The sequence below is a fragment of the Ignavibacteriales bacterium genome (assembly GCA_026390595.1).
Lineage (GTDB): Bacteria > Bacteroidota > Ignavibacteria > UBA10030 > UBA10030 > UBA9647.
On the sequence record JAPLFQ010000019.1, the window covers coordinates 138,668 to 162,210 of the forward strand.

The 23,543-nt window shown below is 54.1% G+C and carries 11 protein-coding genes; 9 read left to right on the forward strand and 2 right to left on the reverse strand.

Annotated features, from left to right (window positions below; translation table 11 throughout):
* Window positions 1-8: 8 nt before the first annotated feature.
* The 8 genes from NTU47_08120 to NTU47_08155 all read left to right on the forward strand — a co-directional run bounded on the left by NTU47_08120 (window position 9) and on the right by NTU47_08155 (window position 15,707).
* Window positions 9-2,375, forward strand: coding sequence for a glycoside hydrolase family 127 protein (locus NTU47_08120; GenBank protein ID MCX6133762.1), 2,367 nt, complete (start codon window positions 9-11; stop codon window positions 2,373-2,375).
* 26 nt (window positions 2,376-2,401) lie between these two features.
* A complete protein-coding gene (locus NTU47_08125; protein MCX6133763.1) occupies window positions 2,402-4,813 on the forward strand; it encodes a glycoside hydrolase family 127 protein in 2,412 nt (803 codons plus the stop codon).
* Window positions 4,814-4,950: 137 nt separating this feature from the next.
* Window positions 4,951-7,191 carry a hypothetical protein gene (locus NTU47_08130; protein MCX6133764.1) on the forward strand — a complete coding sequence of 747 codons (2,241 nt, stop codon included), beginning with the start codon at window positions 4,951-4,953 and terminating at the stop codon, window positions 7,189-7,191.
* Window positions 7,192-7,251: 60 nt separating this feature from the next.
* Complete coding sequence (locus NTU47_08135; protein ID MCX6133765.1) at window positions 7,252-9,360, forward strand: alpha-galactosidase; 2,109 nt, start codon at window positions 7,252-7,254, stop codon at window positions 9,358-9,360.
* A 59-nt stretch (window positions 9,361-9,419) separates the two neighbouring features.
* Entirely contained in the window at window positions 9,420-11,339 is a 1,920-nt protein-coding gene (locus NTU47_08140; GenBank protein ID MCX6133766.1) for a hypothetical protein, read from the forward strand.
* On the forward strand, window positions 11,336-11,707 hold the full coding sequence (locus NTU47_08145; GenBank protein MCX6133767.1) for a hypothetical protein: 372 nt from the start codon (window positions 11,336-11,338) through the stop codon (window positions 11,705-11,707). The genes NTU47_08140 and NTU47_08145 overlap by 4 nt, the downstream gene beginning before the upstream one ends.
* Window positions 11,708-11,777: 70 nt before the next feature.
* Window positions 11,778-14,150, forward strand: coding sequence for a hypothetical protein (locus NTU47_08150; protein MCX6133768.1), 2,373 nt, complete (start codon window positions 11,778-11,780; stop codon window positions 14,148-14,150).
* Window positions 14,151-14,267: 117 nt separating this feature from the next.
* Window positions 14,268-15,707: an aryl-sulfate sulfotransferase gene (locus NTU47_08155; GenBank protein ID MCX6133769.1), complete on the forward strand. Its 1,440-nt coding sequence runs from the start codon at window positions 14,268-14,270 to the stop codon at window positions 15,705-15,707.
* A 60-nt stretch (window positions 15,708-15,767) separates the two neighbouring features.
* Here NTU47_08155 and NTU47_08160 read toward each other — a convergent pair whose 3' ends face one another.
* Together NTU47_08160 and NTU47_08165 are read right to left on the reverse strand one after the other, a co-directional pair.
* Entirely contained in the window at window positions 15,768-18,770 is a 3,003-nt protein-coding gene (locus NTU47_08160) for an aryl-sulfate sulfotransferase (GenBank protein ID MCX6133770.1), read from the reverse strand.
* A gap of 102 nt (window positions 18,771-18,872) precedes the next feature.
* Window positions 18,873-19,043 (reverse strand): hypothetical protein, encoded by a 171-nt coding sequence (locus NTU47_08165; protein ID MCX6133771.1) that lies wholly within the window; start codon window positions 19,041-19,043, stop codon window positions 18,873-18,875.
* 251 nt (window positions 19,044-19,294) lie between these two features.
* On the opposite strand from NTU47_08165, the gene NTU47_08170 reads away from it, so the two are divergent.
* Window positions 19,295-23,230, forward strand: coding sequence for a T9SS type A sorting domain-containing protein (locus NTU47_08170; protein MCX6133772.1), 3,936 nt, complete (start codon window positions 19,295-19,297; stop codon window positions 23,228-23,230).
* Window positions 23,231-23,543 lie beyond the last annotated feature (313 nt).

Here is a 23,543-nt window from a genome sequence, read left to right on the forward strand (position 1 = left end):
AGGAATCCATGAAATCCGTTCTGGTAGCATGCTGCCTCCTCACATCGCTGTCGTATACGCACGCGTCGGAGCCAAAGGAGAAACCGGGCGCCAGGAAACTGGCCCTGACTGCGCAAGTGCAGTTCAAGGCGCGTCCCTTTGATCTGAAACAGGTCAGGCTGCTTTCCGGACCCCTCAAGGAACTCCTCGATCGAAACAGAATGTACCTTCTCAGTCTCTCCGTCGATCGGCTTGTCCACAATTTCCGCGTCAACGCTGGACTCCCGTCAAAGGCGGAGCCGCTCGGCGGATGGGAAGCTCCGAATTGCGAGCTCCGCGGACATTTCACCGGTCACTTCATGTCGGCTTGTGCTTTGATGTATTCCGCGACAGGTGACGAGCGAGTGAAGCAAAGGGGGATGGAGGTCGTCACTGCGTTGGCATCTTGTCAGAAGGCGCTTGGTTCATCCGGATATATCAGCGCCTATCCGGAAGAATTGATAGATCGGGTTGAAAGTGGCAAGCGTGTGTGGGCGCCATATTATACACTGCACAAGATCATGGCTGGGTTGCTCGATATGTACGCGATGTGCGACGATCAGCAGGCGCTCACGGTCGTCACGAACATGGCTGGCTGGGTGAAGTCGCGCACCGACCGGCTCGATGAGAAGCAGATGCAAACGATGTTGAAGGTCGAGTTTGGTGGCATGGCGGAAACCCTCTCTGATCTCTATGCCGTCACGGGAGATCAGGCTCATCGTGCTTTGGCGCGGAGATTTGAAAAGCGGTCATTCCTCGATCCGCTCATCGAGCGGAGGGATGAGCTGAAGGGACTGCATGTGAACACACACATTCCACAGGTTATCGGTGCTGCGCGCAGGTATGAACTGACCGGTGAGAAATCGTACTTCGATGCGGCATCGTACTTCTGGAATGAAGTCGTGGATGTCCGTTCGTATGTCACTGGCGGCACGAGCAACTTTGAACACTGGCGTGAAGACCCGCATCATCTCTCGGACCAGTTGAGCCAGGAATCGCACGAGAACTGCTGCACCTACAACATGCTCAAGCTCACCGATCACCTGTTTTCCTGGTCTGCGGATTCCCGGTTCGCCGACTACTATGAGCGCGCCCTCTTCAGCGCCATCCTTCCTACACATCACCCAGATGTCGGCGGGGCGATCATGTACTATGTGCCGTTGAGATCGGGACTGTTCAAGATGTTCGGCATTCCTGACTCCTCGTATTTCTGCTGCAACGGATCGGGCATCGAGTCGTTCGCCAAGCTGGGCAGCGGTATCTACTACCATAGCGACGATGAGCTTTTTGTGAACCTGTTTGTTTCTTCTGAAGTGCGATGGGTTGAGAAAGGAGCAACCATCCGACAGGAAACCATGTTCCCGGATCAGGAGTCATCTGAGATCAGCATGAAGCTTCGGTCCGTCACGGAGCTCACACTTCTTATTCGCATGCCTTCCTGGACCACGAAGGGTTTTGAAGTCAGGGTCAACGGAAAGGTTCAGACGGTCAAACCTAGTGCCAGGGGATATGTCGAACTTCGTCGAAAATGGAATACAGGGGATGTGATACTAATCAGTCTGCCGATGGAGCTGAGACTATCGCGGTTCCAGGATGATCGGACGCTGGGCGCAATTCTCTATGGCCCGGTCGTTCTTGCCGGAGCATTGGGGACTGAAGTGATGACGAAGGAAATGCAGAATGGATTGGGGCTGCCGGATGTCGATCGCATGGTTTCTCAGGGGGCGGCTATTCCAGTTCCCTCCCTGGTCGTTTCGAACCCGGATCCAAACAGCTGGATCAGGCAAGTGCCGGGCAAGCCCTTGACTTTTCGGACTGTCGGAGTCGGAGAGCCGAATGACGTGACGCTGATTCCCTTCTACAGAACATTCGGACAACGATACGCCGTCTATTGGAACATGTACGCTCCGTATGAATGGCAGGCGCGTCAGAAATCGCGTCCTCACCTGGCCCCGGGAATCGTTGACCATGTGCTCGTGGGGGATTCGGAGTCGGATCGCGATCATAATTTCCAGGCCTGGCGGTTTGAAAAAGGGGAGAGGCGGGGACGAAAATGGGTGCAATCACCTCTGTCGTTCCGCTATGATGTCGCCGTCCGCCCCGGCCGTGCCAACGACCTCGTGTGCGTATTCGGTGAAGGGGAGAAGGAATCCGCTTTCGACATTCTCGTCGATGGTGTAAAGATCGCCGCCCAGGCGATAGGTGCCGCGACAGGGGCCGAATTCGTTGAGAAGAAGTATGCGATTCCGGAGGAGCTGCTCAGCGGCAAGAACAGAGTGGCTGTCACGTTCCGAGCGCGGGATAACAAAACAACTGCCCAGTTGTACGACTGTTTGATATCGGTTAAAAAAGACTGATCCAAGAACCCGGAGGCGTATCTGCAATGAAATCCATTCAATCGACGTTCCTTGCTCTCGCTGCGCTCGCCATCGCTTCGACAGTTGTGGCTCCCGGACAAGGGGCGAAAGACTATCCGATCAAACCTGTGCCGTTCACACAGGTTCATATCAAGGACAGTTTCTGGTCTCAACGGCTCGAGATCAATAGAACCGTCACGCTTCCGCACAACTTCAAGGAATGCGAAATAACCGGCCGCGTGGACAACTTCGCAAAGGCCGCGGGCCTGAAGGCTGGAAGGTACAAAGGGTATCAGTTCAACGATTCCGATGTCTTCAAGGCGATCGAAGGAGCCTCCTATTCGCTTGCGATCCATCCGGATGAGCAGCTGTCTCATTACCTCGATAGCCTCATTACAATCATCGCGGCTGCGCAGGAAGAGGACGGGTACCTCTATACGCCTCGGAAACTCATGGATTCGTCGTACGCGCCGCCTGGCGGAAAGAACAGGTGGGTTGGCGAGAAAGACGGCAGTCACGAGCTCTACAATGTCGGCCACTTGTATGAGGCGGCTGTCGCCCATTATCTCGCAACGGGAAAACGGAACCTGCTCGATGTCGCGCTCAAGAACGCAAACCTTATCTGCAGCACGTTCGGCCCGGCGGGAAGGCATGAAGTCCCCGGACATCAGGTCATTGAGATCGGATTGTGCAAACTCTACCGCGTCACGGGCGATGAAAAGTATTTGAAAACGGCCAAGTTCTTTCTTGACGAACGGGGAGATTCGAAGGGACACGAACTGATAGGCGAATATGCGCAGGACCATATCCCGGTGCTTGAGCAGGACAGCGCGGTGGGGCACTCCGTGCGTGCGGCCTACATGTACGCAGGTATGGCCGACGTTGCTGCGTTGACCGGAGACCCGAGCTATATCAAGGCCATTGACAGGATTTGGAACGATGTCGTGAGCACGAAGATGTACCTTACAGGAGGTATTGGTGCGACGGGTGGGAATGAAGGCTTCAGCCATTCGTACGCCCTGCCAAACATGAGCGCTTACTGCGAAACATGTGCTGCCATCGCGAATGCGTTCTGGAACCACCGGATGTTTCTCCTCCACGGCGACAGCAAATATATCGACGTGCTGGAAAGAATCATCTACAATGGTTTTCTCTCGGGAGTGTCGATGGAAGGGAATCGGTTTTTCTATCCGAACCCGCTCGAATCGTTCCGCGGCGCAACCCGCGCAGCATGGTTCGAGTGTGCCTGCTGCCCGACAAATGTTGTCCGGTTTGTTCCGTCAATCGCAGGCTACATCTATGCTGAAGACGGCAGCGATATCTATGTGAATCTCTTTATCGGCGGCGAATCCACGATCAAACTCGGTCAGCGGGCGGTCACGATGACGCAGTCTACGCTGTATCCATGGGACGGCGCCGTCACCTTGTCCGTCGCACCGAACACGCCGGCTGAATTCGCCTTGAAGTTCCGGATGCCCGGTTGGGCACAGAACCGGCCGGTGCCGAGTGATCTCTACCGGTATACGGATCAATCGAACGCGCCGATCACGCTCAAGGTCAATGGTCAGGCAATCGCTTATTCGGCGGCAAATGGGTACGCAATCGTGAAACGCATGTGGAAAAAGGGGGACGTCGTGGAGATCAACTTCCCCATGCCGGTCCGGCGGGTGGCGGCACATGACAAGCTCCTCGAAAACACGGGGCGTGTTGCGCTCGAACGAGGACCTGTGCTGTTTTGTGCCGAATGGCCCGACAACAAGGACGGAAATGTCACGAACCTCGTCTTGTCTGAGAAGACGCCATTGACGACTGAATTCAGAAAAGATCTGCTCAACGGCGTTCAACTGGTCAAAGCCGTGTCGGTTCCTGTGAGGAGGACGCTCGAGCGGACCGTGGTTTCGGATCCTCCCCAGGAATTTACCGCCATCCCCTACTATGCCTGGGCACACCGCGGACTTGGCCAGATGATTGTATGGCTCGCACGGGATGCCTCCGCTGCGCGGCCCCTGCCGGCGCCGACGATTGCATACACGAGCAAGGTGACCGCCTCGGATAAACGGCGCGCGGATGCGATCAATGACCAACTTGAGCCGCAGAACTCCATCGATCATTCTATACCGTTCCTCCATTGGTGGCCTCGCAAAGGAACCGCCGAGTGGGTCCAGTATGATTTCAACAAGGAGCAGACTGTCTCACGGATCGAAGTGTATTGGTTCGACGATACCGGAATCGGCGAGTGCCGCCTTCCGAAATCGTGGCGGGCTCTTTATAAAGACGGGGACACATGGAAGCCAGTCGACTCCAGCGCACCGTACATCGTGGAAAAGGACAAGTTTTGCGTCGTCTCATTCAAGCCGGTACGGACCACAGCCGTGCGTCTCGAGGTCCAGTCGATTCCTGATTTCTCGGCGGGAATGTACGAATGGAAGGTCGAATAACGAGGCAGAGCGGCCTGGGGCCTTGACCGCGTCGGCGTTTTGCTTTTGTCAGTATTGTCTTCCATCTTGGAAATGCACGTTTCCCGGTTTGCCCTTCCCGGGTTCTGTTCATAACATCCATACTCCGGAGAATGATCATGAATCTAAAGACTCTTTTTCTCCTCCCTCTAGCCATTCTTCTGTTGCACATCCAATCTGCTGACGCTCAATGGAAAATCGCTGCGGGGGCTCCGCTCCTCACACGATGGGCGAAGGACGTAGCGCCGGCGAATCCGCTCCCCGAATACCCGCGTCCTCAGATGGTTCGCGAGAACTGGCTAAACCTGAACGGACTGTGGGAGTTCGCAGTAGGGAAAGTCGGTGAGGACGCACCCATCGACAGGGAGCTCAAAGAGAAGATCCTGGTACCGTATCCGATTGAGTCCGCACTTTCCGGCGTCATGAAACACGCAGATCGTGTGTGGTACCGGCGAACCGTCACGCTGCCGAAAAAGTGGGGAGGCCGGAACGTGGTGCTTCATTTCGGCGCTGTGGATTGGGAAGCGACGGTTTTTGTGAACGGGATCATGGTCGGAAAGCATCAGGGAGGATACGACCCGTTCTCGTTCGACATTACCTCGGCCTTGAAGAAGGAAGGAACTCAGGATATCATCGTTGGGGTCTTTGATCCCAGCGATCAGGGTGATCAGCCGCGTGGAAAACAGGTGTTGAAGCCGGGCGGAATCTGGTATACGCCGGCAACAGGCATCTGGCAGACGGTATGGCTTGAACCAGTCAGCGCTGATCACATCGCAGATCTCCTGATTGTCCCTGACGTGGATGAGAAGAAGGTACGGGTAACGGTCAGAAGCACCGGGGACGCCGCCGCTCAGAAAGTCCGTCTCCTGGTGCTCAATGAGGGAAAACAGGCCGTAGAAACCGAAGGTAATGTCGGAGAGGAAATCCTTCTCCCGATCAAATCTCCCAAGCTCTGGTCACCGTCGCATCCGTTTTTGTATGACCTGAAGGTCGAGCTGATTCAACACGGACACACGGTCGATGCCGTGAAGAGCTATTTTGGAATGAGGAAAATCGAAATTGCGCCGGACAGCCATGGCGTCAACCGGATAATGCTGAATGGCGAGTTTGTCATGCAGGTTGGACCCTTGGACCAGGGATTTTGGCCCGACGGAATCTACACTGCACCTACCGACAAAGCCCTTCGCTATGATATTGAGATGACGAAGAAACTCGGATTCAACATGGCGCGGAAGCACGTCAAGGTGGAACCCGACCGTTGGTACTACTGGGCCGACAAACTCGGTCTGATCGTGTGGCAGGATATGCCGAGCGGAAACAACAAGACCGACGAGTCGAAAAAGCAGTTCGAGCTTGAGCTGGAGAAACTCATACAGACTCATTGCAATCATCCCTCGATCGTCATGTGGGTTGTTTTCAACGAAGGATGGGGACAATATGACACAGAGCGGTTGTCCGCCTGGGTCAAACAGCTGGATCCATCACGACTTGTAAACAACGCAAGCGGATGGACGGACAAGAATGCCGGAGACGTGCTTGATATTCATAACTACCCAACGCCGCAATCGCCCAAGCCTGACCCAAAGCGCGCGATCGTCCTGGGTGAATTCGGGGGGCTCGGCCTTGCGGTTGATGGACACACGTGGAAAAAAGAACACTGGGGATATCAGGGTATGGCAAACGCGGAACAGCTCACATCCCGTTACGAGAGGTTCATGAAGCAGGTGTACGCGTTCAAAGATTCGCCCGGTCTTTCCGCCGCAATCTATACTCAGACGACCGATGTCGAAGTAGAATGCAATGGCCTGATGACCTATGACAGGGCGATCGTGAAGCCGGACCTCCAACGGGTGGCCGCAGTGAATAAGGGGGATTTCAGCAGAATCCCTCCGCCTCCAATCGTGAAAGTGCTCGTGCCGACGTCAGAGCAGGAGGGGCGGGCATGGAAGTACACAATGGACAAGCCGGCTGAGAGCTGGTCCAAGTCGGATTTCGACGACAACGGATGGAAGTCCGGCGTCGGTGGATTCGGAACGAAAGAAACGCCAGGGGCAATTGTGCGGACCGAATGGAAGACGCCTGATATCTGGCTGCGAACCGAGATCTCAATGCCTGCCGCGAAGGCAACGAGCCTTCATTTCAGGATTCATCACGATGAGGATGCCGAGATCTTTATCAATGGCGTGCCCGCGGGCAGCGCAGGTGGATTCTCGATGGAATATGAAGAGATGCCGATTGCACCTGCGGGAATCAAAGCACTGAAATCGGGGAAGAATACCATCGCCGTTCACTGCAGGCAAACCAAAGGCGGACAGTATATTGATCTCGGCATTGTTGATTTTCTGCCTGCAAAGCGATAGGACTATTGCGTGCGCGGCCTTTATCGGCAGACTCTCATTACCAATTTCCGAACATCATTCATGAATCGACGCCATAGCAGGCTTCTCTTTGCTCTCATCACGGTCTCCCTCTCCGTTGCGTTTTCGCGGCCGCAGGAGGTTGCTGCGCCTCCCAACTCTCCCGGGTCGGTTGAGATCAAAAACGACGCAATCACAATCCGGTACGACGGACAGATTCTCTTCTCCGGAACGATGACCGGTGGAGGCGCGGATATTCATCAGCGCACGCAGGTCTACCAGGATGGACGGAAAATTCAGCAAATCGTCCTCCTGACGACGATGGATTGGAACAAGAAGATCAGGATCAGCGGAACCGTCGTCGGCAGCGAGGAAGCATTTCCGTGCGAGGCGGACCGCCCGACGGAGAGGGGAAACCAGGGTCCTTTAATTGTCCGGCATGCGTCCGGGATCGGACGCAATCTGCGGAATCGAGCGGTCTATGACAGGAAGCGGGACTGGGCTTTCTCCGTTGACGCGAATCCGAAGTTCGCCATTGCGCCAATGGAGCTGCGGGAGGACCGGCACTCCTTCTCAGTTGACATCGAAGGATATGAGATCGTCCTTCGTTTCAGACCGCGCTTCTATCAGAATCATCGCGGGTTGGAATTCTTTGAACCGTGGACATACAAGCCGTGGACACAGTCCGTGGCAGGATGGATTTCCTGGTTCGCGTTTTTCGACAAGGTGTCCGAAAAAGACATGATCGAAACGGCGGACGTTTTCTCCGATGCGCTCCGTCCTTTTGGGTATGAGTATTTTCAAATGGACGACGGTTATCAGCGCGGCAACGGTGGTCCGGACATGTGGCTCAATCCGAACGACAAGTTCCCGCACGGTCTCAAGTACCTCGCCGAGTACATCAGGGGTAAGGGGCTGAAACCGGGACTCTGGATGGGCGTCGGTATCTTTGACGACACCCTCGCACGAAAGCACCCCAATTGGTTTCTTCGAGATGCGAAGGGGATGCCCGTCCAGGGAAACTGGATCCAGTATCCGCTCGATGCTTCGAATCCTGAAGCATTACAGAACGTCGTCCGCCCCATCTTCAAGGGATTCCGTGATCAGGGCTGGGAGTACTTCAAGGTTGACGGATTGCGGCATCTCCGGTACGAAGGATACAACGCCAACCGTGACTATTTCGACCGCAAGAAGGTCGATCTTGTTGATGCCTACCGGAAGTATGCAAAAACCGTCCGCGGAGAAATCGGAAGAGACCATTTCATGCTCGGATGCTGGGGAATCCGCCCCGAACTCATCGGGATCATCGATGGCTGCCGCATCGGCGACGACGGGTTCTCCTACGCCGGACTCGCACAATACAACTCCTTCAACAACATCGTCTGGCGCAATGACCCGGACCATATCGAGTTGAACGAGGATGCCTACAAATCGACGATGGTAACCTCGCTGACCGGTTCCCTCTTGATGCTGACGGACAAGCCGGCGGTCTATAAGACGCCTGTCATCGAACCCGCCAGGAGGGCGGCCCCGGTCCTCTTTACGCAACCCGGACAACTGTACGATGTCGACGCGTCCCGTTCCGATAACCTCCACCGTGTCAACGAGGAGGTGAGCGGCTCGGGACCACGCGTGTTTGATGCGGGGTATGTTCCTCTGTGCCATCTGTACTCGCTTGAGGTCAACAGGTCATTCGGCTCGTGGCTCGTCCTGGGAAGAACCGGGGGAGAGTTCCATGAGATTCGTTTCTCGGATTTGGGTCTGCCGCCCGATCGGGAGTACCTCGTGTTCGAGTATTGGACCAGGTCTTTGAAGGGGGCGTTTGCCGAAGCGTTTGACCCGGGGGAAATCAGTTCCAAATACAACTGCCAGCTTTTCTGTATCAGGGAACGGGAGAACCATCCACAACTTGTTGCGACAAGCCGCCATATATCCTGTGGCGGATACGAACTTCGCGATGTATCTTGGGATGGCCATGCTCTGGCAGGAACGAGCGATGTTGTGTCCGCTGATCCGTACACGATCTTTGTCTATGAGCCGGTTGGATCTCAGTATCAAGGGACGGAGTGCGAGGGGGCTGCGGTTGTTGCTGTTTCCAAGCGTGGATTGATGCGAGAAGTGACGCTCAAGTCCGAAGATTCGAAAACCGTCAGGTGGCGGATAAAATTCTGAACATCCCTTCAGTTGGTACGTTGCAGGAAAAGTCGAGTATGAATTCTGCGGGAAGTCTCTTGAACACACAATCAGCCTGGAAGCGTGCTGTTCTGGTTAGTGGGCTTCTATGCGCTCTGATGATCTGCCGTGCTGTCGGTCAGACAGGTCCGACTGCGTCGCTTCTGGTGCACGCTGACAAACCAGGCCCGCAGATCAGCCCGACGCTCTATGGAATTTTCTTTGAGGAAATCAATTGTGCGGGTGACGGCGGGCTCTATGGTGAGCTCATCCGCAACAGGTCATTCGAAGAACCCGGCACCCTTGCACACTGGAAGATCATCAAAGAAGGAATGGTCGATGCCGAGGTTACCGTTGACTCGATGTACTCGATGACCGAGAAAAACGAGCACTATCTCAAAATCAAGGTGCTTCTGGCGCTCGAAGGATATGTCGGCATAGCGAACAGCGGATACTGGGGAATCCCGGTGACGAAAGGCGCATCGTATGATCTTTCGTTGAACGCGATGGCTCTCGATGGTATCAATGACACGCTCCTCGTTGTCCTGGAGAGCCCGGAAGAAGAAATCCTTGCCTCGACGTTGGTGAGGGGTGTGGGATCGGACTGGAAGCGATTCACTGCCACGCTTGTCGCAGGAAAGAGCTGCCCCGATGCGCGGATGGTCATCAGGATCCGGGAGCCCGGACAGGTGTTCCTCGACATGGTCTCTCTTTTTCCGAAAGCCACGTTCAAGAACCGCTCCAACGGACTTCGATCGGATTTGGCGACGATGCTTCTGGATATGAAGCCTGCATTCGTTCGGTTTCCTGGAGGATGCTGGGTCGAGGGTGACAACCTCCGTTTGTCGTACCGATGGAAGCAGACAATCGGCGATGTCGCAGACCGGCGCTATCAATATAACATTTGGCAGTACTTTTCAACGAACGGATTAGGGTTCCACGAGTATCTCCAGATGTGTGAAGACCTCGGCACGGAGCCGCTGTTCGTGATCAACTGCGGCATGTCGCACACGGAAACCGTGCCGCTCAGGGATATGAAACCGTGGGTTCAGGATGCGCTCGACGCTCTGGAATATGCGAACGGTTCAGTGGACTCTCGCTGGGGTTCGCTGCGTGCCAAGAACGGCCACCCGGTTCCTTTCAAACTGAAATACATGGAAATCGGCAATGAAAATGGAGGGGAGCCTTATGCTGAACGATTTGCCCTCTTCTATGATGCCATCAAAGCTCAGTACCCGGACGTTCACCTGATCACAAATGTTTGGGGAGGCTATCCCAAGAACCGCCCCAGCGAACTGATCGACGAACATTATTACTCCTCGCCCAGATTTTTCATCAGCAACGCCGATCGTTATGACAGCTACGACCGCAAGGGGCCGATTATCTACGTCGGCGAGTACGCGGTGACGCAAGGATGCGGTAACGGCAACCTTCGCGCTGCCGTGGCGGAAGCGGCGTTTATGACTGGGATGGAGCGCAACGCAGACGTCGTCACGCTGAGTTCCTTTGCTCCGCTGTTCGCGAATGTTCAGTACAAGAAATGGAACCCCGACCTCATCAATTTCAACGCTGCATCGGCGTACGGGACCCCATCGTACTACGTCCAACAGATGTTCAGCAGCAACCGCGGCGACGTGGTTCTGCAAAGCGAGTGGGAGACTCAGGACCTGATCCAAGAACCTCTGCCGCCGCGCAACGGCAAGATCGGACTCGGCACGTGGAATACGCAGTCAGAGTTCAAGGATGTGAAGGTCGTACGAGGAGGGAAGACTCTTTATCAAAGTGATTTCGAGACGAATGCCAAGGGATGGCTGCCTTTGGGGGGCGAATGGAAGCTGGTCAACGACGCGATGAGGCAGTCGGAAGGCGGCTCGAAGCGCATGGCGCTGTTTGGTGATTCAACATGGACTGATTATACCTATACGTTGAAGGCGCGTAAAATCGGCGGGGCTGAGGGATTCCTGATTCTCTTTTATTGAACGGAGAGCACGTTAAGTGTTTTCTTGACGGCCAGCTTGTCCATGACTTCACCTATGATCTTGCTCATCTGAAGCCGCTCCACGCCGTTGTCAGCCGAGTGACGGCATCGGGCGACATTATCATGAAAGTCGCAAACGTGTCGAGCCAATCGATTGATACACGGATTTCGATCGATGGCGCATCGTTAGTCGGATCGAATTGCGAAGTCTCCATCCTGACATCTGCCAATCCACGGGACGAGAACTCCATCGAGGCACCAATGAAGGTTGTGCCAAGATCAAAGGTGGTCCAGGGGGTCGGCAGGATCTTCCGGTACACGTTTGATCCAAACTCCGTCACGGTCATAAGACTCAAAGCTTCGCAGTGACGCTGATAACAGGGATGTGAGCCGAATCTTCTTTCTTTAATTCAACCTCCACTTTCAAAAGGAGTCTGGCATGCAATTCTCCGATACCGTGCGACGCATACTCGCTACTGCGATAGGAATGCTCATTCTCTCCTCTGCAGGTCTGGCGTTCCAGGCGAAGAAGGGAAATCGGATCACCTCCACCGATCCGGCGCTGAGGCTGAAGGGATTTGAACAATACCAGGAGATGAAAAAGAAATCCCCATTCAAAGATTTGAAATGGCAGTTTGCCGGTCCTACGAATGTGGGAGGGCGGTGCGTTGATGTTGCCGTCGTGTCACCGAAGGGGAAGAACTATACGATCTATGTCGCTTCCGCATCGGGCGGCATATGGAAAACCGAGAACGAGGGAACGACGTGGGATCCGGTTTTCGAACAGGCGGCTTCGACTTCGTTCGGTGACATCGCAGTGGCACCCTCAGACCCGAACATCGTTTGGGTCGGAACCGGTGAGGCAAACATCTTCCGGAGTTCACAGGCCGGAATCGGTGTGTTCAAATCGACAGACGCAGGGAAAACATGGCTGCACATGGGGTTGCCCGACACCTACACGATTCCCCGCATTGTGATTCATCCCAAAAACCCGGACGTCGTTTACGTCGCCGCAACCGGCCATGAATGGACCACGAACAGCGAACGAGGCGTTTACAAGACTACCGACGGAGGCAAAACGTGGCAGAAAATCCTGTTTGTGAATGACCAGACAGGCGCCATCGATCTTGTCATGGATCCGAATAACCCGGAGACCTTGTATGCCGCGACGTGGCAGCGCACAAGAGTGAGATGGAACGATCCCTGCAACAAGCCTGACTACACCGGGAGCGGAATTCACAAGACCACGGACGGCGGAAAGACCTGGGAACAGATCAATAAAGGGCTTCCCGAAGCACAATTTCGCGGTCGCATTGGGATCGATATCGCACGGTCAAATCCGAACGTCTTATACGCTTTTGTCGATAACTATCAGCAATCAGCAACCATTGACAGTGGTGCCGTGGACTCCTATGGCCGGCCATCGTCAGGAGCCATTCGCGGAGCAACAGTATTCCGCACGGATGACGCGGGAGAATCGTGGAAGCAGACCAGCGGACAGGTTGATTCCACGCGAAAATACATGGAACGGCATTCGTCTACATACGGCTGGGTGTTTGGGCAGCTCCGCGTTGACCCGAACGATGAGAACACGGTGTATACGATGGGCCTTGGACTGAATGTCTCGACCGACGGCGGCAAGACTTTCAAGCCGTTACGAGGGATGCATGGCGACCACCATGGTCTTTGGATCGATCCCGAAAACTCGAAGTATCTCATGAACGTAAACGATGGAGGCGCATATGTCTCCTATGACAAGGGGAAGAACTGGCGAAGTTTCACAGACAAGATTCCAGCGACCCAGTTCTTCAACATCGCGTTTGACATGGATACGCCGTTCAAAGTCTACGGTTCAGTCCAGGATTACGGCAGCTTCAAGGGGGTCATAGATCTGAGCCGTGGTCGTGACAATATTCCTGCGGTAAAATTCGATCCCGCCCCCGGGGGTGAAGGTTCGACGCATGTGATCGATCCGACGAATCCCGCAATCGTGTATTCGGCCGGATTCTATGGCACGATTACTCGCTCGGATGTCGTCAAAGGGACCTCAAAGCGCTTACTCCCGAGAACATTCGATGACGAGCCAAAGATGCGCGGAGAATGGGTGGCGCCCTTTACGCTTTCTCCGCACAATTCCAACATCCTCTACCACGGTATGCAGTACGTGCTGAAATCGCTTGACCAGGGGAATACGTGGGAGCAGATCAGCCCCGATCTCACCTACAACATGGCCTCGGAGATGGGGGATATTTCGTATCACACGTTGACCTCGATTTCGGAATCGCCATTGAAGTTCGGCCTGATCTACGCGGGGACGGACGATGGCAGAGTCCATATGACCCGGGATGGCGGCGAGCACTGGCAGGAAATTATGGAAGGACTGCCGTATCAGAAATGGGTCTCGCGCATCGTGGCTTCTGCCTATGATCTCGGAACCGTCTATATGACCCAAACCGGGAAGCGCGATGACGACTTCACGCCATACATTTGGAAGTCGACAAACTTTGGGAAAACGTGGGTCGATATTTCGAAGGGGATCCCTCTCGGTCCCATCAACGTAATCCGCGAAGATCCGCGGAGCAAAGATATTCTCTACGTTGGAACCGACTGCGGAGTCTATGTGACGAAGGATGGTGTCAAGACCTGGGAAGCTCTGGGCACTGGACTACCCATGACCTACGTGCTCGACCTTGCATACCACCCGCGTGAAAATGTGATCATTATCGGGACGCATGGAAGAGGCGTCTGGGTGCTTGATGCCAGCTCTATCTTCAAGACTCGCTCCAGGCGGTTCATACAGGAGGAAGACTAGCAGGTAGCCTGTAGATTCCCGAGCCGCGAGATCGGATTTTACCATACTTTCATTTCTCCCGGGGATGTCGGCACTCCCCGGGAGAAATGTTGTTCACCCACATCATGATGATCTCAGTTGAAACAGCTCCTCCTTCTCATCTTCGCTCTCTCTGCAGGACTTCTTCCTGCTCAAACCAGATTTGGCAGCGGTCTTCGCGATAATTTCCCCGCCGATCTTCCGCTGCCTACAATCTCTGCGCTGAACAACCCGTCCGACGGATACATGTTCGCAGCTGTGCCGTATTGGGGAACGGGCGGATCGTATCTGGTGATGTACAACAACCAGGGGCGTCCTGTGTTCTACCGCAAAACCCCCACAACGTGTTCAGATTTCAGATTGCACGGCAATGGCTTGCTCACATATTTCGATTATGCCTCGAGCAAGTTCTTTGCCATGGATTCCACGCTCGCTCTCGTCGACAGCTTCTGGGTGCAGAACGGATTCACGACCGACGAGCACGACATCAAAATCCTCGCAAACGGCAACGTCCTGCTCATCGGCAATGGCTTCAGGTTCTTTGACATGAGTCAGCTTGTCCCCGGCGGAGATCGCAACGCCAGCGTCGTTGTGAATGTGGTGCAGGAAATCGACAAGAAGAGGAATGTAGTCTTTGAATGGAAAGCGTATGAACACTACAAATTGACGGACGTCGGGCCGGAAGTCAATCTCCTTGACCCGTCGTTCATTCACTCGCACATCAATTCGATCGATTTCGACCTCGACAGTAACCTCGTTCTGTCGAGCAGGAACCTGGAAGAGATCACGAAGATCGACCGGAAGAACGGGAACATTGTGTGGCGGTTGGGAGGAAAGAACAACCAGTTCAGGTTCGTCAATGATTCTGTCGGTTTTAGCGCTCAGCACGCAGCCAGCATCCTCTCGAACGGGAATCTGGTTCTCTTCGATAACGGCGTTTACCACAAACCCCATGTTTCCCGCGCTCTTGAGTACAAGCTGGACGAAGTCAACAAGACCGCAACGCTTGTCTGGTCGTACCGGAATACACCTGATGTTGCGAGCATTTTCTGGGGGAATGTGCAGAGGCTGAAGAACGGGAACACATTCATCAGTTGGGGCAAAAGTCAGCTTGGGGCGACAGAAGTCAATGCGAGAGGCGAGAAGGTTTTTGAGATGTCCTTCCCGGCGGATGTCTTCAGTTACAGGATATTCCGGTTTCCGTTGAATCTACAGAGTGTCACCTCTATCGTCGAAAACACTCCCGTCGCAAGCGAGATACGTCTGGAGCGGAACTTCCCGAATCCGTTTAATTCCACGACGGCCATCAGCTATGTGCTGCCTGCCCTGAGCGGAGTCGAAGGGTCGGCTAATGGCTTCGCCTCACTCAAGGTCTTTGACGTGCTCGGAAGACAGGTGGCCACTCTCGTGAACGAACAGCAGGCGCCCGGGACGCACAAAGCGTTCTTCGCGCCGGACAATCTGCCAAGCGGATTGTATCTTTTCGGATTGCAGGTTGGGAATGTCTCAAAAGTGGGGAAGATGCTCTATCTGAAATAAGCTCGCCGGCAAAAACGCTTTGGCGTTAGACTTGCTTCCGGATGAATTTCTGACCTGTCTCTATTTAGCGTAGACCATTTTCTTCGTTGCTACGAATCCCCCCGCCTCGCCCCTGCCCGTGAGTTGAGCATTCAAGCGATAGAAGTACACTCCACTTGGAAACGCTGAGGCATCCCACGTGATGAGGTACGTACCAGCTTGTTGGATATTGTTCGCGAGCGTGGAGATCTCCCTCCCCAGCACATCGAACACAACGAGTCTCACGAAGCTATCAGCCAATAGCTGATAGCTAATAGCTGTTCTTGGATTAAACGGGTTAGGATAATTCTGCGACAACGCGAATTCACCTGCGACCTGATCACGGGCCTCAACTCCCGTCGAACCTGAAATCACCGAGAACATGCCCGCGCTCGTGCTGAACAGCGAACTATCCGCGACGCTCGTAACCCTGATCCTGTATGTTGTATCTGGGGCGAGCGACGACGGGATCGTCCAGGCATAGGCACCCAGATTCGTCACAGAGTCCTTCACCGTGCTCTGCTTGCCGGAGCCTCTGTAAAGGTCAATTCTCACTCTGTCGTTGATGTTGCCAACCCACTTGACGAAAAACTGCTGTCCACGTTGCCACACCTCGCGGCCGTTCGGCGACAGGATGGCGATATAGGGCGCGGTGGCGCTGAATCTCCTGAAGGCCGACCAGGCGCTCGTCTGTCCGTAGTTGCGTGAGCGGACCCTCCAGTAGTACTTCGTTCCGCTGGAAATCCCTTTGAGCGTGTCCGCCGGAGAGGTGAGGAGCGAATCGTTCAGCACGAGAGTCCTGAAGAGCGAATCGAGGGCCACCTGAACATGAAAGCCCGTCACATATCCCTTGGGGTCCCAGACCAACGCGAGCGGAAGTTTCTGATTCACACTGTCTCTTTCGGCGGGCGAGACGAGGATGGGAGCGCTCGCCAGCGTATCGTTGTCGCCCCAGCAGAAAATAAATTCTCCAAGCTTCGACGTAGTTGCCACGATCTCGTTTCTGACGGTGTTGTAGGAAGTCGAAAGAGGCGAGAACGTCCCCGTCCCGATAGTCTCCCGCTGGAAGACCGTGACGCGGTCAGGAGCAGGAATCCCGGGAATCATCGCGGCGTCGAAGGAGATATCTGCATTCAAGGTGGAAATACCGAACTGCGCAATCGTCACGCGCTGCGATGCCATCCAGGGGGATCTACCGGCAAACTGCGGCTTTGCCGGCGCGACGGAGAATCTCTGCACCATCGCGCTGTTGTAGGGTATCGTCGACATCTCGTTGAACTTCAGCCGGACACCCGTGCGGCCGGAGGGAGTTGTGTCGTTGAACGAATAGGTGTTCCCCTGGAGAAGTTCGTAGCGCGTGTACGTCGCCGCTGGTGTCATCGATTTCCAGGAAAGCCGATATACGCGCATGCTTCGGTATCCGGCGGGAAGCGAGAGCTCAAATGCCACGGTGTTGTCTGAACGGATTTCCGTTATGGCAGTCTGTCCCTGCAGGCTTGCATCTCCCCAACCGATCAACGTGTTTCCATTTGCAAACCTCTGCACCGATCCCTGTGCCGATGCGTAGATATCAGGCGTGTGTCGGTACTCCCAGGCCAGCGTAGCGATCTTGTTTGTCTCGTCCAACCGGTACTCCACCACACGCGAGTATTTTGTCTTGCGCTGATTTCCGTTGTCGAACATGATGATGTTGCCGTTCGCGAGACGCTGTATGTGATGCGGATAAGAGAAGTAGAGCGGGCTGTTCTCGGAATGCTCGTTGAGGAAGGTAAACTGGTTCCGCTTCCCGCCCAGCCGCCAGATGATCTCGCCTGTATTCCTGTCGACCTTAGTGACCTCGGACATGTGCCTGTTGGAGAGCAGCATATTCCCGTCCTGGTCGAGCGAGAGAGTGTTCGCATGCGAATAGTCGAATGAGGCCGCAAGTGTATCTTCGTATGTGTCGGTGATCGGTAGGTAGTCGAAACTGCTCCATTGAAAGACGACATTCTTGTTGATGTCAAATTCCTGGATGAGGTTGCCCATGACACTCGCTGCGGGATGCCCTCCCTGCACGATCTTGCTCATGTCGATGGTCTTGACGTCGAAATACAGCACGAGAGCGTGTCCGTTTGGGAGAAGCAGGAAATCTGCATGGCTCGCGGTGGCAGGATTTCCTCTGGGGTAGGTATCGACCTGCGCGAATGTGCTGTCGACGATCCTGATGTTCGTGGCTGTAGGAGTCCGGTCGATATATGAGTAGAGACCGGTCGGATCGGCCTTGAACATATAGGCAAACGGGTTCACGAGAGTCCCAATTCTCTTGTATGCGAGAGGTTTTCCTCTGTTGTCCGCAACGATCAGATAGTTCGCATAGGTTGAGGCACCGCCTATGCCGCTGAACACCCCGAGAAAGAGCTCGCCCGACGCAGGATTGTTGACCGTGTCGACTCTGAGCGGGGGAAAATCCGCGGGAATCGAATCCCCTGCCGTGACAAAGGTCCGTTGATCTGTGCGACCGTCCCGGATGCCCGTTGCAGGAGGTTGTTGTTCGTCCGCGACAGTTGGAGCAGAAGGGGGAGCGATCGAAGTGGCGAACCGGAAAGATACACCGCCGATCGTTGACCCGTCTGTCCCCCGTAGTCCGGCTGTGACATCGACGCTCACACGTTCATTCTCGACAAACGGTTCCCGCGGGTTGAAAACCATTGTTCTCTGATCATCGGAAAGGATCATCGTACCGCGATGGAGACCGCTCTGAGAACCTTTGACGCTGATCAGCGATGCTGAAACCGAAGATCGTTCGATTTCCCTGCCCGGCCTGAGGATGATGATTGCTTCCGTTGATACGTACCGGGAGTCGGGTTTTGGGAACACGTATTGATAGCGCGTCAGCTGTTGTCCCGCGCTGCTCTGGACCAGGAGGACAATGGCGCAAACGATTGTGAGTACTCTGCCGTAGAAGTTCATTCCTTGCTCTTCAATTTGGTGGGCGGTGCAGGTCACATACATTGCCCAGGACAGTCTCCGGACCTGACCGGAGTCAATATCATTGATGGTGGCCATACGTTCAACAGGCAGCGTCTGCCGCCTGTACTCGTTAGTGTACCATATTTTGCGTTCTCTTTCCAGATCAGTACTCATTGTTGCCCGGAAGGACCTGCGAGGCTAACAGCTGCTTGTCCAGAATTCCCCTTTTTTCCTTCGACCAGATTCCTTGTCGTCAACGAAGTCGCCGCGGAGTGGGATGTTCACCTGGTCGTGAACCGTAATGAGACGCGATGGAATCTGGTATGCATCATCGGCGAATAGGCCTTGACTGAGAACGAAAAGGTGCATAGCTTCATCCGAACAAGCCAGCACCGAAGTTGTCTCGAATAATTACGGACATTATTTGGCAACATCCCGGAGGCATGTCCGGCATCATTCCCAGTATTCACAACGATCAATCATATCGCCGGAAGCATGCAGGGAATTACTCCGCTCTTGGATGACCTTCCGTGGACTTTTATGTCGCACCGGCGCAATTCCACCGCGCAAGACAAATGCTCTTCAAGGATTCCCCACATCACCAATCGCTGGAGGCTGCAATGAGAACTTCGTTACGAGGGATGCTTTTTCTCAGCGTAATCATGCTGGGCATCGCGCAGCAGAATGCCGCTGCTCAAACGATTACGTCAACAGTCACCGGGGGCCGGTGGAACAGCGGAGGCGCCTGGATTGGCGGGGTTGTCCCATCTTCTGGCAGTGATGTTGTCATCGCGGGAACCGTTGCATTTGAAAACGGAGACGGCTCATGCAGAAACCTGACTGTCAACGCTGGCGGTACACTGAACAATACGACCGACTACTACGCCAATGAGAGAATACTGATTGTGAATGGGAATGTAACGAATAATGGCTCTATCGCGAGTTATGGCAATCAGCCGCTTGTGTTGAGAGTCAAGGGCAATATCACAAACAATGGAACGTGGACACCCCGCAGAGTTGAGCTGAACGGGACCGGAACCCAGACATTGACCGCTGGGGCAGCAAACAGGTACAGCTGCGTTATCACCGTTGATACGACCTCCAAACCAAGTGTTGCCGCCGGGTCGAATCTGACGTTCACGTCCACTGTAGACCTCGGGAAGAGGACCCTCGACATGAAGTCGTTCAGCCTCACATTTGTGGGCGAGGGTACACTCCTTACCAATGGTACCGTGCTATCTGCAAAGGACATCACCGGGCTGCCCGGATATAATCAGTATGGTACCGCCAATTATTCCGCTATGTACAACGTAACGTACAGCGGTGCCGTCAATATCCGCGGAAGAATCCAGATCAACCATACCGTCACGTTCATCGGAAACACGACCATCACCGATACAATAGAGAGCATATCGGACTACTACTCAAACGAGCGCCTCCTGAAGATTACAGGTAATCTGACGAACAATGGTATTATCAGATGGGGTGGCAGGAATCCCATGGCTTTGAATGTGTCGGGGGACATCACGAACAATGGGAAATGGATTCATAACCGGACCGATCTGAGTGGGACCGGCAATCAGGTGATCACGCTCGGCCCGGGCAAGAGGTTTGAATCGCCGTTCAGGGTAACAGATTCTCTCGGAATGATCGTCGCCGCCAGCGATGTAGTCTTCACAGGCAGCTTCAATTTGAACAAGACTGTCATGGACATGAAGAATTACAGCATCACGTTGGTCAGTGAGGCGGCCGGGTTCACCAATGGGATTGTGATCAATACAAGAGACATCATAGGATCCCCGGGGTACAACATCTATGGGACGCCAAACTATCCGATGATGAACAATATTACCTATGATGGTGCGATTTACCTCAAAGGACGTCTGCAGATAAACACATTGGTGACGATGAGAGGCAGCGTCACAGTCGTCGACACGGTCGAGAGTATTTCTGAGTACTATTCTAACCCGCGGACTCTTGCCGTCGTTGGAAACATCACCAACAACGGTATCATGCGATATACTGGCAGAAATCCTTTCATCGTGAGTGTGACAGGCAATCTCCTGGCGAACAAGCCGATCACCAACCAGGGTGTTCAACTTGCGGGCACGGGCAACAGAACAATTGTTGACCGGCTCAGTACGGCGCCCTATTCTTCTATCGGGGAGAAAGTGGTGTTGGTGGGTGACAACTACCTGCCTAATCTGACAGTTGCTGCCAACTCGAAGTGCCTGCTCGCAAATGGTGCAACAATCTTTACCGCCAACGGGACTCTCGATCCTGCGCTCGACAATTGGAGCTGCATAACGACAACAAGGAAGTTCACGGGAATCGCAGACTATTCGTTCTTCAAGTCCCGAATCAAAGTCCTGCCAAACGTCGCCATCGACTCGGTGCGAATTCTATCCTACGGCCATCAGGTCCCTTCGACGTATGCAGGCGCAGTCAAATGCTACTGGCGCGTCAGGACGTTTGCGTCGAATCCGAGACAGTCTTTTTCATCCATGACATTCCTCTATGACGATGTTCTGCTCGGAACGAATACTGAATCGGCCCTTCAGGTCTATCAATCTCAGGACAGCGGGATGACGTGGAAGCAGGTCTCAACGACCGCCAACCTCACTCGCGATCTGAATGGCAATTCCATCACTCTTGCTGACGCTCCTGGATTCGGAGACTATGTCATCTCTTCGACAGCCGATCCATCATCCGTCAGGCCGTCGATAGTTGTGTCGATCTCGGGCAGGAATCAGATCAGGATCGGCGGTGCCCCGAACCGGTATACGATTAATTACTACAACAACTCGGATTCCCCGACGCTCGATTTCCTTCTGCCCGTCATGACAGAGAAATTCGTCCATATCAAGAGCGCTGAGATTACCCAGCTGGATGGACGAAAAGACATCTTCCCGGCAGACAGCATCTGCTATGATGGGGACGATTCGTCGGCTGTCTTCTGGGTCGCTCCGATGAATCCCCGCGAAGCGCGAGCGTTCGACATTATTCTGACATCTGATTCTCCGCCGGTGAGCAAATTGTCAGGTGCGAGTCCACTTCGCCTGGGCAAGGACTCAGAGATTCTGATAGAACCGCTCACAACCGCGGCAGCCGCGGCAGTGACATACGTCGTTACGAAGTATGGCGCAAAGATTGTTGCTTCGGGGATAGACTACCTCGGTAAGAAAGCAGAGGAAGCCACAACGCTTCCTCCGGATAAGATGGATAAGGCGAAAATAATATTCGCCAACACGGGTGATATATACTTGCCTCAGGCCAAGAAAGAGAACATTGGCTCGGAACCTGTGAAGAAAGTCGGTGAGAAACTGTCGAAGATTCTGATTACCAAAGCAATGAATATTACGGGAGGTGCCTATGATATCGCTGCATCAACTATTGGCGCCGTCAAAAGAGTCGTGCCGAATCTCAGGGCGAGGTTGTGGGTTTGGCTCATGGATGACGTGGGGTACTTTGGAGTAACGGAAACGACGGATGTGGAAATCTCTTCGAAAAGCCTGAAGAAGACAAATCCGGTGAGGTCATTTGACCCGAACGAAAAAGTGGGACCGACCGGGTTCGGGACGCAGAACTACATCACCTCAGCTGGAAAGATGAACTACCGGATTCTCTTCGAGAACAAGAAAGAAGCCACAGCTCCGGCATGGAAGATTACGATTGTTGATACGCTGCGCGCAGAGTTCGATCCAGAGTCATTCGAATTCGGTGCCACGAGTCATGATTCTGCACAGTATGTCTGGAAGAAGACGCGAACCGGGAACATGGTACGGTGGGAGATCGAGGGAATTGATCTACCGCCGAACGTTACACCGCCGCAAGGCGAAGGCTGGGTGGCCTTTAGTGTTAATGCGAAACCGAATCTAACTTCCGGCACGACCATCAAGAACCGCGCGACGATCGTCTTTGATATGAACGCGCCGATCGCGACAAATGAATTTGTGAATACGCTTGATTTCTCTCCGCCAAAAACGACGATGAAAGGAATCCCGACCAGAATGACCGCATCGAGGTTGGTCGTTCGCTGGTCTGGAGCTGATGACCTTAATGGGTCCGGTGTGGAGTCATACACAGTGTATGCCGCGAAGGATAGTGGCACATACCAGGCAATCGGCTCGACGACGGCTGATTCGATGGTTGTGAACCTCGACATGTACACGCACAAGTACTCATTCTACGCCCTTTCCAAAGACAACGTCGGCAATGTTGAAACAGCCAGACCGACGCCTATTAGCTCAGACATTACAAATGGTGTAGGTGAATCGGACAGAGTTACTCCGGTCGAATTCGCACTCGATCAGAACTACCCAAATCCGTTCAACCCGTCGACTACGATTGCCTATACGCTGGCATCAGAAGTTCGGGCCTCGCTCAAGATCTACGACGTGCTCGGAAGGGAAGTGGCAGGTCTGCTTGACGAGGAACAGACTCCCGGGAAACACAGTGTCATCTGGGATGCCACAAGATTGTCTTCCGGCATCTACTTCTATCGTCTGACTGCGGGGGATTTCATCCAAACCCGCAAGCTCGTTCTGCTTAAGTAGGTGCCTGTGTTGCGCTTGCTGTTGCTCTCATGAAAAGGGGCCCCGCGTATGGGGCCCTATTTCTTTTTGTCGAGCGGCTGGGATTCATTGTGGAAAAAATGAACTCGGGGAAACGATGCACGCATGGGGGAGAGAATTGAGAAGATTCCGATAAATGCGCGGCGGGCGAGCGAGGAAGAAAGCGAAAGAACTTGTTCCCAATCTGTCTCGAAATGGGACGACTGGCGATTGGCAACACTGTTTCCTCTGACAAATATTACCATGCTGGTAATCGTTTTTCTAGTTTGAGAAATGGCACGCAGAGAGATTGGCC

Coding starts and splice junctions, on each gene's coding strand:
- NTU47_08130 (MCX6133764.1), top strand. CDS start 4,951: ATGAATCTAAAGACTCTTTTTCTCCTCCCTCTAGCCATTCTTCTGTTG.
- NTU47_08125 (MCX6133763.1), top strand. CDS start 2,402: ATGAAATCCATTCAATCGACGTTCCTTGCTCTCGCTGCGCTCGCCATC.
- NTU47_08120 (MCX6133762.1), top strand. CDS start 9: ATGAAATCCGTTCTGGTAGCATGCTGCCTCCTCACATCGCTGTCGTAT.
- NTU47_08170 (MCX6133772.1), top strand. CDS start 19,295: ATGAGAACTTCGTTACGAGGGATGCTTTTTCTCAGCGTAATCATGCTG.
- NTU47_08160 (MCX6133770.1), bottom strand. CDS start 18,770: ATGGCCACCATCAATGATATTGACTCCGGTCAGGTCCGGAGACTGTCC.
- NTU47_08150 (MCX6133768.1), top strand. CDS start 11,778: ATGCAATTCTCCGATACCGTGCGACGCATACTCGCTACTGCGATAGGA.
- NTU47_08135 (MCX6133765.1), top strand. CDS start 7,252: ATGAATCGACGCCATAGCAGGCTTCTCTTTGCTCTCATCACGGTCTCC.
- NTU47_08165 (MCX6133771.1), bottom strand. CDS start 19,043: ATGCACCTTTTCGTTCTCAGTCAAGGCCTATTCGCCGATGATGCATAC.